Raw genomic sequence first — 11004 nt, 5'->3', positions numbered from 1 at the left:
AAAACGACGCACATAATATGTGCGCCGTTTTTAATATTTATCGTAATGTTTTGAAAGCTGCACGAAGCTCTTCAGCAAATAGCTGTGGTTCTTCCCATTGTGCAAAGTGACCGCCTTTATTTACCTCGTTGAAATAGATCAAATTTTTGTAGCTGCGTTCTGCCCAGGTTTTTGGTGCCTGGTAGATCTCGCCAGGGAATACAGTTATAGCAACAGGGATTTTGATATCGGCTGTTTTTTGTTCAACAGCGTTAAAGTTGTTGGTATTGTTTTCCCAATAAAGTTGTGCTGAAGAAGCTGCTGTGTTAGTAACCCAATAAAGCGTGATATCGTCAAGCATTTCATCTTGTGTAAGTGATTTGTTAGCGTTTCCTCCGCTGTAGGTCCATTCGTTGAATTTGTCTAAGAAGAAAGAAGCAAGGCCAACAGGTGAATCAGACAAGCCGTAACCCAAAGTTTGCGGGCGGGTTACCATCAGGGCTGCATAACCACCACCTTTTGTATATAAGTGATTTAATGATTTGAATGCCGCAGCTTCCTTAACAGACAATCCTGCAGGTGCCGGTTCGCCGTTTTTAAGTGCATTAGCCACATCAGCAGGTACAGTAGCAGGCATGTTAACATGGATGCCGATCAATCCAGCCGGTGCCTGGCGTGCCATAGCATCTGCTATTACCGAACCCCAGTCACCACCTTGTGATACATAATTTTTATATCCTAAACGTTTCATCAGTACATCCCAGGCACTGGCTATACGATCCGGGCCCCAGCCTGCACCTTTAGGTTTTTCTGAAAAACCATAACCAGGCATTGAAGGGATAACAACATCGAAAGCATCTTCTGCACGGCCACCAAATGCGGTAGGATCAGTAAGCGGGCCAACAATTTTCAAAAGTTCAAATACAGAACCCGGCCAGCCGTGAGTGATGATAAGCGGTAAGGCATTTTTATGTTTAGAGCGGATATGTACAAACTGAATATCCAATCCATCTATATTAGTTACAAATTGCGGTAAGGCATTCAACCTGGCTTCTGCTTTACGCCAGTCGTAACCATTACCCCAGTATTTTACAAGGGTTTGGATCTGGTCCAGCTTTACGCCTTGGGATTGATCTGTAACGGTTTCTTTGTCTGGCCATCTTGTAGCTAATACGCGTTGGCGCAGATCTGTAAGTGTTGCTTCCGGAACGCTGATATGGAAAGGGCGGATCTTGTCGGAAGCCTTAGTATCGGCAATTTTAGTGGTTTGGGCAAAGCTCGGTACGGTAAACAGCATTAGTGCACCGGCAATAATTTTAGTGGTTAAGGTGTGTGTGATCGTTTTCATCGTCTTAGTTTTTGAATTGTTTTGATTTGTTAAGTCAAATGTATCCTCAGCTAAGGCTGTATTCAATCATCAAATAGGTTAAGTGGACTAAGTTGATCTCGAAGCGGTCATTTTAAAGCCCGAAGAATTTTTCAGTTTAGAGGGCGCACAATATTCCCTGTTTATCCCCGGTGGATGTTGGTGTATTTGGCCGGGAGGCCTGGGAGGTAGATTATTTACTATTCAATTTATTGGTCAATAATTCGGCGGTGGCATCTATAGTTTGATGGATCACTTCTTCGCACGAACCTTGGAATACCTTTCTAAAATGTGCCGGTTCGCCTTTTATAAATGCATAAACAAACATAGTCCCCACAGGCTTTTCGGGTGTTTCGCTGCCGCCCGGCGATGTAAGCCCGGTTACTGCTACTTGTATGTCAGATTCAATTACTCCCTTTAACTTTACAGCCATTTCCCTGGTCACTTCTTCAGATTCTGGCGTGTACTGTTTGATCAGGCTGGGGTTTACACCTAATATCTTTTCTTTTAGCGATGCGTCGTAACAAACTATACCTCCTTTTAATATTTCCCCCGATTCGGGGGAGAGTGCAAATTCTGAACAAAGCCAACCTGCGGTAGCGCTTTCTGCAAAAGCAATGGTAAGCTGGTGCTCAGCTATCAGTTTACTGCATGTTAAAATTTTAGGTTCTGCCATATGGTTTTGTTATTAACTTCCGGTTTTCATATTTGGGGCATCAACCGGCTTAGATTCTGGCGAGCCCTTTTGCCTCAGGAATATAGTAAGTACAACAATTGATAAAACGGATAGGAATTCACTCTGCCAGTTCTGGAATGTCTCGAACCAAAACCGCGGTTGCCCTATAAATTCGAGTATGGTCTCGGTAGCTTTACCTTTTAGCTGTTGCTCTACATTGTTATCCATCCAGCTGCCATAAAGGTGAAATCCCCAGCTGATAAAAAATAATAGAAAGAAAACTATTGATAAAGAATTGCTGTAAAGCTTTAGCCATATGCCGCCTTTTCTTACAGGCCAGGGTGCGCCGGGCTTTGACACGGGTTCTTTGTCCACTTCCTCTTCTTCTTCCAGGCTTTTAGACTCAGCAGATCCCTGTTGCCGTAAGCCAACAGTTAAGAGAACATAAAGACCCATTTGTAAAAACTCACTCTGGAAGTTTTCAAAAGTTGCTGATACGAAGTGACCGGTATAAAGGTAGGTGGCAAATCCAATTTCCTTGCCATTGTCATCTACTAATTCCTGATTATGCTCCTTCCAGCCGGTAAACGCCTGGGCACTAAGGGTAATTAAGAATAACAGGATAAAGACAATACTTAATCCATTACGATAAAGAAAAGTTTGTTTCTTCATGGCGTTTATAAATGGTATAACTAAAACCTGAAGAGGGGGAAAAAGTTTGAAGCAATTAATTTCTAATAAATATTATTAATTACCACTCAAAAGGAAGTAGAGGAATTACATGGAATCGCTTATCCTAAATTTTAAAACTTATAAATTACTGTGTAAAACGTATGAATGATAGTTGTGAAAATAGATTACTTTACCGTATCATTGCCTGATTTACTCATGTTATAGAAGAGAGTCTAAAGTCAGCATATAATAAACCAGTTAAACCAGTTAACAATTATAAACCAAATACCAAATTGAGAAAAACACACATTACAGGCCTGTTAACCGTTTGCCTTATAGCGGCAAGTTCATTCGCGAAAGCACAAGTAGTAACCATCCCGGTAGAAACCCAGCACAACGCGCTGGTACTACAAACCGATGCCCAAAAGAACCTGAAGATGGTTTATTTTGGAGCAAAGCTGGGCGATGCTAAAGAATACGGACAGATATTGAAAATGTATAAACCGAATGATGATTCGGGGATATTGGATGATGCTTACACGCCATCGGGTTCTACTAATTTGGCAGAGCCTGCCATTACTGTAACCCATGCCGATGGTAATAAATCGCTTGAGTTATTATATGTTAGTCATGCTGTAACTAAGGTTGATGATAATATTTCCCTGTTAACCGTAACACTTAAAGACCCAGCTTATCCATTTGAGGTAAAGCTTTATTATAAAACTTTTTATAAAGAGGATATTACCGAGCAATGGTCGGTAATTAAGCATAACGAGAAAGGCATTGTAACCCTTAACAAATTTGCATCTGCCAACCTTAATTTTAAGGCGGATGGCTTTTGGCTAAAACAATACCATGGCAATTGGGCTACAGAAATGAAACCCGAGGAAAGCAAACTTACACATGGTATTAAAACTATCGATAGTAAACTGGGCACCCGTGCTAACCTTTACGAGCCATCAACCTTTATGATATCGATGGATAAACCCGCTACCGAAGATGAAGGTAAAGTATTGTTAGGTTCGTTGGAATGGTCTGGAAATTTCAAGGTTGATTTTGAGCTTAGTCCCGATCCGTCAAATTACCTGAGGCTGATAGCCGGTATAAACAATGCAGGTGCCGAGTATCATTTAAAACCTAACGAAGACTTTACTACCCCCGCCCTGGTATACACTTACAGTGATCATGGTACAGGCGATGCCAGCCGCAAAATGCACCGCTGGGCACGCAAGTATAAAATTGTTGATGGCGAAGGCTCAAGGCTTACCTTGCTAAATAACTGGGAATCTACCTACTTTGATTTTAACGAGCCTAAACTGGCACAACTGTTTAAGGATACCAAAAAACTGGGCGTAGATATGTTTCTGCTGGATGATGGCTGGTTTGGCAACAACCATCCCCGTAACGGTGATAATGCAGGCCTGGGCGACTGGCAGGAGAATAAATTAAAACTGCCTAATGGCATCAGTTCGTTAGTTAAAGAAGCAAAAGCAAACGATGTAAAGTTTGGTATATGGATAGAGCCCGAAATGGTGAACCCGGCCAGCGACCTTTACAAAACGCACCCGGATTGGGTTATAAAAGAGGCTAATCGCCCCGAAAAGTATTTCAGGAACCAATTGGTTTTAGATCTGTCGAACCCTAAGGTACAGGATTTTGTATTTGGCGTGGTTGATAACCTGTTCACTAAAAACCCCGATCTGGCTTACATTAAATGGGATTGCAACGCGGTTATCTATAACGCGCACTCATCTTATTTAAAGAAAGACCAATCACACCTGTATACCGATTATGTGCGCGGCCTATATAAAGTGCTCGACCGTGTGCGTGCCAAATATCCAAAAGTACCATTAATGCTATGCTCCGGCGGTGGCGGCCGTGTTGATTATGGCGCGTTAAAATATTTTACCGAGTACTGGCCAAGTGATAATACCGATCCGTTGGAAAGAGTGTTTATCCAATGGGAGTATTCTTACTTTTTCCCTGCCATTGCCAGCTCTAATCACGTTACCGATTGGGGCAAACAACCTATCAAATTTAAAATTGATGTAGCCATGATGGGTAAAATGGGCTTTGATATTGTGGTAGGTAAACTAAACGAACAGGAACTTGCCTATTGCCACGAAGCGTTAAAAAATTACGATGCCCTTAAAGATGTGATATGGCACGGCGACCAATTCCGATTACAAAGCCCATGGGGTAACGACGTAGCATCGTTAATGTATGTGAACGATGCAACATCAAAAGCCGTGGTATTCAATTACCTGGTAAATAATCGTTATGGCTCGGGTAGTAAAACGCCTATACGTTTCAAAGGACTTGATCCGCAGAAAAAATATTCGGTAAAAGAAATTAACCTGTATCCCGGCACAAACTCGGTGTTAGAAAGTAACCTTGTTTATAAAGGCGATTTTTTAATGAACGTTGGTATAAACCCCGAGGTGAGCACCAGCCATACAAGTATTGTGCTTCAGGTTGATGCTGTGCAATAATCAAGTGTAATTGTACCTCATGTAAATGATTTAGTCCCGCTTATACAAGCGGGACTTTTTTATGCAAGCTGCGCCATTAATTTTCATTTGTTCCTTTTTATACAATTTGCTTATTCCCGGGTTTGGTAATTTTGATGATAAACAATCAAATCCATATGAAAAGGAATGCCGTTTTAACAGCAGTTTTAATAATTGTTCTATTCAACCTGTTTTGTGGTAATTGCTATGCACAATCTAACGTGCAAGAAGCAAAAAAAGCCATTGCCGCAAGCAACGCCATCTATTTTCAGTCATTTGCAAAAAATGATCCGGCTGTTTTTGTAAACTGTTACGCAGAAGATTGCATCATAATGCTGCCAAATGCCCCCGCTATGAAGGGGCATAAAGGTGCGCTTGATTTTTTCAAGATAGCGTATAATGATATTGGACTTAGGAACGGCAAATTCACTACTACTGAGGTGTACGGATTGGGCAATGGCTATGTAGTTGAAGAAGGCTTTTGGCAGTCATTCGATAAAAACAATAACCTTTTTGATAACGGGAAATTTCTGGTACTCTGGAAAAAGACCGCTAAAGGGTGGAAAATGTTCAGGGATTCATTTAGTAGTGATCGTAAAGCACAGTAATGCCCTTGAATTTTAGGCGCTTATAATAAAAGGTGTTATTTTTGTTTAGCGATATAAATGGAATTTAAACAATTTGCCCCCTCTGATATTTTAAAGCCTTATGTGAGGCATTATTACATCTTTGAATCAAATTCTGATATAGAGTTTGAGGATATTGTATTTCCGAGTGGTGACATGGAGGCGATATTTAATTTGGGTGAAGGCATTTGGGAATCATGGGTAGATAACCAATTTATCAAAACACCTGCAATAGAACTATGGGGCCAGATCACTAAACCTTTAGCCATACGGTCAAAAGGCCGGCATACCATGTTGGGTATCAAATTTTTCACCCACTCGGCATCTTATTTTTTTAATGATGATATTGGGGTGTTTAATGATCAAATAGCTAACCTATATGATGTTATAGGCAACCCCGTAAAAAACCTGCACGTGCAGCTCATGGAAACAACCGATCAGCAAAAAAGGATAGCGCTTGTTGACGATTTTTTGTTGAAAAGGTTAATAAACAACGATAGAAAGATCTTTAAGATTGACAAGGTAGCCCATATCCTAACCAGTATAAAAAGAAACCCTGCAGAGAATAACCTTGGGCATATCGCATCAAAACATGGCATCACTACCCGTTATCTGCATAAATTAATTTACCAAAATACAGGCCTCTCTCCAAAATCATTCAGTAAGATAAACCGCTTCCAGTTTAGCCTTAAGCTGGTTGCTAAAAACGAACAGCCTCTTACCTCCATCGCGTACGATTCGGGGTATTTTGATCAATCGCACTTTATTAGGGATTTTAAATCATTTACCGGTTTTACACCCTCTGCTTATCTGGAAAATATAACTCCCGTTAACCAGCTTTTACAACTGTAAAATAACAACAGTTCCGCTTTATACAATTTTAAGATTTACCGGAGCAATACCTTTGTTATGTTCAATAATAACAAACATAAATCTATTGTATATGAGCTCTTTTGAAACATTTAAGCAACTCCACAAAGGTTCCGCACCTTTCTTGTTAGGCAACATCTGGGATGTAAACAGTGCTAAAGTATTTGAGGCAAACGGTTATAAAGCAATTGGCGTATCCAGCCAGGCCCTGGCCAACTCTTTTGGGTACGAAGATGGAGAAAACCTGCCTTTTGATTTACTGCTTAGGGTAGCCAGGCGGGTATGTGAGATAGTTAGTATTCCTTTTACTGTTGACTTAGAAGGGGGATATAGCCGAACGATTGACGGCATACTGGAGAATATCAATAAATTACATGACGCAGGTGTTGTGGGCATAAACCTGGAGGATACCATTCCCGGCGCTAAACGCCAGTTTCAATCGGTAAACGAATTCGAAAAGATCCTATCCGAGGCGGCCGGTCACATCAGCAGGAATAATATGAACCTGTTTCTAAACATCAGAACGGATGGTTTCCTTTTGGGTATGCCAACAGCGCTTAATGAAACCCTTACCCGTATCAAAGCCTATGAAAGCGCTGGTGCCAACGGAATATTTGTGCCATGCATCACCAACAGTAGCGACATTAAAGAAGTGGTAAGCGCCACCAGTCTTCCGGTTAATGTTATGTGTATGCCAGATTTGCCTGGTTTTGAAGAGTTGGGCGCGCTGGGTGTAAAAAGGATCAGCATGGGGCCGTTTCTTTTTAACAAAGTATATGATAACGCCGCGAAATTGGCAAAGGCAGTCATCGACGATAGAAACTTCTCCTCGCTCTTTAAATAATATCCATTCACAAACATAAATCACAAAAAATGAACCTACCAACACGGGCCGAAGATGCCCACGCAACACTTGCAGCAGCCTATAATACAGGCGATGTAGCAACCGTAATGAAAATGTATGATGCCGGCGGCATATTTGAAGCAAGCCCCGGTAACCCGGTATCGGGCAAAGAAAAATTTGAAGAAGCGGTTAAAGCCATTTTATCTATAAAAGGGAAAATGGAAATTAAAACCGTTTATTGTTTCCAGGCGGGGGATATTGCCGTTGGCAGATCTGAATGGAACATAACAGATGGTGATGAAGTAAAAATAAGCGCCAAAGGCATCGAGGTAATGAAGCAGCAAGCCAATGGTACCTGGATCATTGTTATAGACCATGCATTTGGTGCCGAAGCTAACCTTGTAGCATAGATCTGCAAGGCAGTAACATATAAGGCCCCGCTTCTTTTAATGAGTGGGGCCTTATATTTAACCGGCCGTTTATGATGAGGCAGTACTATCCTTAGATCTTAAACGCTTTACCAGCCAGGGCAAAGTCAACCCCTGGCCTATCAGTGTGAAAAGCACCACCACTACCGAAATAAATATAATGGCGTTTCGCTCGGGGAAGGGGCGGCCATCAGCAAGGGTAACCGGTAAACCTATCGCGATAGCAAGTGATACTATCCCCCGCATGCCCGATCAGCTAATGATGAGGCTGTTCTTAAAATCCAGCAAAGCATCTTCGGTTATTTTATGTTTGCCTTTATCAAAAGCATGCTGCAGGTTAATTTTTTGAAGAAACACACGCGCCATGCGCAGCAATAAAGCAATTATCGTTATAGCAAAAGCATACCCAATGTACTGCCATATCAGGCTGCTGTCGATGCTTTTTATAACGAACGGGAACTGTAGACCTATTAAAATGAAGATCAAACCGTTCAATAAAAAAATGATGACATCCCAAAACGATTTTGATTGCTGTTTAAGCTTATCCGGGAATATCTTCCCGCTAAAACGGGCAATGCTTAAACCAAGCATCACCACAGCTATTACGCCCGAAACGTTCAGGTCTTCGGCTACCAAATAGGTTACAAAAGGCGTTAGCAGCATAAAACTAATGGTGGCTAAACTATTGTGATGGATGCGTTGAATAATAAAAGACAAGATCTTACCTACTATCAAACCAATCAAAACCCCGCCTGCCATTAGTATCCCAAATTGGAGTGTGGCACTCCAAAACATAAAAGCCGTGCCGGTTACCGCCGCCACAGCGAAACGGTAGGCTACCAGTGCCGAGGCATCGTTCACCAGGCTTTCGCCCTCTAAAATAGTGTTGGTACTATGCGACAGGCCAAGGCCCTTGGTAATGCTCATGGCAGCCACTGCATCGGTTGCGGATAGTATAGAGCCCAGCACAAAAGCCAGCGGCCAGGTCATGCCGGGGATCACATAATGAGCAAACACCGCGATACCCGATGCTGTTATAAATACCAGCGTAATAGCCAGCGTACTAATGGTATTGATATTGGTTTTAAATGTTTTAAAAGAGATATTGAATGCGGCATCGTACAGCAACGGCGGCAAAAATATCAGGAAAATAATTTCGGGGTTAATTTCGATATGGGGTATCGAGGGGATAAAACCAACCGCGATACCGGCAACTATAAGCAGCACCGGGTAGGGTAGTTTTACCTTATCGGCAATGGCCGACAGGCCTATCATTACAGCGAGGATAAATATAACGATGCTGTAGTTTTCCATTGCTTATACTTTAGGGTAATATACGATCTGCCACGTTCTAATTTTACGGGTGCTACAGCCTATTGCAGCAAATGTAATAGTAATCAAACAAAATGACTATTTTTAGCTTGTACATCAAACCCCGGGAATGGTCATAAAAATTAATAAACGTTTTCTCTTAGCTATCACTTTCATTATCATACTCTTTACGTCTCCATCCGTAAAGGCGCAGGCCGAGAAGCCAGACACTGTATACAGCGGAATATATATTACCAGCATCCACGATATTAATTTTAAGGATAAAGAATACAGTATTAACCTGTGGCTGTGGCTTAAATACAAAAACAAAAAGTTCGATTTTCTGCATAATTTGGAAGTGCCGCAGGCAAAATCGGTAACCCAATCTTATTCTACCGTTGACTCCAGCGACAATCAGGTATATATATTGATGAAGCTGCAATGTGTAATGAAAGATTCATGGGCGATAGACAATTTTCCGTTTGACAAGCAGAAACTTCGGTTTTCTATTGAGAACTCTCAGTTTGATTCTAAGTCATTAATATTTGCTGCCGATACACTTGGCAAACACTTCGACCCTCGTTTTACACTCAGGGGATGGCGTATTGATACGCTTGATGTATCTACCGGGATAAAGATCTACGAAACGGCGTTTGGCGATGCGAGCATGGCAAAACCACATACCGAATACAGTAATTTTAAAGTTAAGATACAACTTGACAGGGATGCTATGGGCCTGTTCTGGAAAATGTTTTTAGGGATGTATGTTGCCTTCCTGATAGCTTATATGTGCTTTTACATACATACCGATAGTATTGACTCGCGGTTTGGATTAAGCGTTGGGGCCTTGTTTGCGGTGATAGGTAACAAATATATTGTAGACTCTTCACTGCCCGAATCTACCACGTTTACGTTGGTAGATACCCTGCACGGAATTACACTGTTATTTATACTTGCTGTTATTATAGGTACTTCTTATTCCCTGAAATTGATTAAAAAAGACGAGATAGACAAAGCCAAAAGGTTTGATTTTATATATGCCCAAATATTGCTGGCAGCCTATTTAATAATGAACGCCTGGTTTATTTTTGAGGCGACCAGGATTCAGCCGGTTAAATAATTATCGCTTATTCCGCTTTTCTAAACAAGAATGCAATGGCTAACCTTTTTTAGGCTTAGCCTTAACGTCTATCTTTTTATTACTTGCTGCCAGTATAAATGCGGCACAGCTAAAAGCTAATGCTTCAAATGCGCTGACAATTTCGTTCCCGTTCCCGCTGTGTGGATCTGCAAGTGCACGTGGAATATGCAGTAAAAGGAACCAGATAAATATCATTAGGCCCAGCAAACTTGCCGCCAGGCGAAGTTTAATATTGAGGATGATTCCTAACCCGGCAGCTATGAGGGCTACGCCTGTAAAATAACTCCAAAAGACAGGGAAGGGGATGCCTTTTGGTACAAGCTTGGGTACAAAGCCGATATAAACAAAGTGCTCTATCCCGAATATTATCATGGTAATGGCCAAAAAGCAGCTGCCAAAGGGTAAGATCCGTTCAAACCCGGTTGTAAAAGTTCCGGTTTGTGGCAACGATGCCGCAACAATAAAAGCACAGCCGCTTAAGGCGAATATTTTAAGAGCGTTATTCCAACTGCCTAAAAATGCAGGCGTAGTTCTAAATTGGTTTGGTATATGAAAAACCAGGAGGAGCAGCAAAAATAGCA

General features: G+C 41.5%; 10 protein-coding genes and 1 pseudogene. 6 read left to right on the top strand and 5 right to left on the bottom strand.

Annotation, left to right across the window (positions count from 1 at the left end; all coding sequences use genetic code 11):
* Nucleotides 1-37: 37 nt before the first annotated feature.
* The 3 genes from JWQ85_RS17475 to JWQ85_RS17465 form a co-directional block, all read right to left on the bottom strand.
* Nucleotides 38-1327, bottom strand: a complete 1290-nt coding sequence (locus JWQ85_RS17475; protein ID WP_299470291.1) for an epoxide hydrolase family protein — start codon at nt 1325-1327, stop codon at nt 38-40.
* Between the two features lie 211 nt (nt 1328-1538).
* Nucleotides 1539-2021: a CinA family protein gene (locus JWQ85_RS17470; protein WP_299470290.1), complete on the bottom strand. Its 483-nt coding sequence runs from the start codon at nt 2019-2021 to the stop codon at nt 1539-1541.
* Nucleotides 2022-2033: 12 nt separating this feature from the next.
* Nucleotides 2034-2693, bottom strand: a complete 660-nt coding sequence (locus JWQ85_RS17465; protein WP_299470289.1) for a DUF6766 family protein — start codon at nt 2691-2693, stop codon at nt 2034-2036.
* A gap of 293 nt (nt 2694-2986) precedes the next feature.
* Here JWQ85_RS17465 and JWQ85_RS17460 point away from each other — a divergent pair, with 293 nt between their 5' ends.
* From JWQ85_RS17460 to JWQ85_RS17440, 5 genes are all read left to right on the top strand, one after another.
* Complete coding sequence (locus tag JWQ85_RS17460) at nt 2987-5185, top strand: alpha-galactosidase (protein WP_299470288.1); 2199 nt, start codon at nt 2987-2989, stop codon at nt 5183-5185.
* A 155-nt stretch (nt 5186-5340) separates the two neighbouring features.
* A complete protein-coding gene (locus JWQ85_RS17455) occupies nt 5341-5811 on the top strand; it encodes a nuclear transport factor 2 family protein (RefSeq protein WP_299470287.1) in 471 nt (156 codons plus the stop codon).
* Nucleotides 5812-5868: 57 nt separating this feature from the next.
* On the top strand, nt 5869-6681 hold the full coding sequence (locus tag JWQ85_RS17450; protein ID WP_299470286.1) for an AraC family transcriptional regulator: 813 nt from the start codon (nt 5869-5871) through the stop codon (nt 6679-6681).
* Nucleotides 6682-6772: 91 nt separating this feature from the next.
* The gene (locus JWQ85_RS17445; protein ID WP_299470285.1) at nt 6773-7543 is read left to right on the top strand and encodes an isocitrate lyase/phosphoenolpyruvate mutase family protein; all 771 of its coding nucleotides are present in this window, start codon (nt 6773-6775) and stop codon (nt 7541-7543) included.
* Nucleotides 7544-7572: 29 nt separating this feature from the next.
* Nucleotides 7573-7953 carry a nuclear transport factor 2 family protein gene (locus JWQ85_RS17440; RefSeq protein ID WP_299470283.1) on the top strand — a complete coding sequence of 127 codons (381 nt, stop codon included), beginning with the start codon at nt 7573-7575 and terminating at the stop codon, nt 7951-7953.
* A gap of 69 nt (nt 7954-8022) precedes the next feature.
* Here the strand turns inward: JWQ85_RS17440 and JWQ85_RS17435 are convergent.
* Nucleotides 8023-9285, bottom strand: a pseudogene (locus JWQ85_RS17435) (Na+/H+ antiporter).
* Between the two features lie 127 nt (nt 9286-9412).
* Between JWQ85_RS17435 and JWQ85_RS17430 the strand changes: the two are divergent.
* Entirely contained in the window at nt 9413-10402 is a 990-nt protein-coding gene (locus JWQ85_RS17430; protein ID WP_299470281.1) for a hypothetical protein, read from the top strand.
* Nucleotides 10403-10441: 39 nt separating this feature from the next.
* Here the strand turns inward: JWQ85_RS17430 and JWQ85_RS17425 are convergent.
* On the bottom strand, nt 10442-11004 hold a 563-nt coding region (locus JWQ85_RS17425), incomplete at its 5' end, for a DoxX family membrane protein (protein ID WP_299470279.1).

The organism is Mucilaginibacter sp. (assembly GCF_028288105.1).
GTDB lineage: Bacteria > Bacteroidota > Bacteroidia > Sphingobacteriales > Sphingobacteriaceae > Mucilaginibacter.
The sequence above is the reverse complement of the archived record's forward strand: the minus strand, read 5'-3'. Positions and strand labels throughout refer to the sequence as shown.

Coding starts and splice junctions, on each gene's coding strand:
- JWQ85_RS17475 (WP_299470291.1), bottom strand. CDS start 1,327: ATGAAAACGATCACACACACCTTAACCACTAAAATTATTGCCGGTGCA.
- JWQ85_RS17470 (WP_299470290.1), bottom strand. CDS start 2,021: ATGGCAGAACCTAAAATTTTAACATGCAGTAAACTGATAGCTGAGCAC.
- JWQ85_RS17465 (WP_299470289.1), bottom strand. CDS start 2,693: ATGAAGAAACAAACTTTTCTTTATCGTAATGGATTAAGTATTGTCTTT.
- JWQ85_RS17455 (WP_299470287.1), top strand. CDS start 5,341: ATGAAAAGGAATGCCGTTTTAACAGCAGTTTTAATAATTGTTCTATTC.
- JWQ85_RS17450 (WP_299470286.1), top strand. CDS start 5,869: ATGGAATTTAAACAATTTGCCCCCTCTGATATTTTAAAGCCTTATGTG.
- JWQ85_RS17445 (WP_299470285.1), top strand. CDS start 6,773: ATGAGCTCTTTTGAAACATTTAAGCAACTCCACAAAGGTTCCGCACCT.
- JWQ85_RS17440 (WP_299470283.1), top strand. CDS start 7,573: ATGAACCTACCAACACGGGCCGAAGATGCCCACGCAACACTTGCAGCA.
- JWQ85_RS17430 (WP_299470281.1), top strand. CDS start 9,413: ATGGTCATAAAAATTAATAAACGTTTTCTCTTAGCTATCACTTTCATT.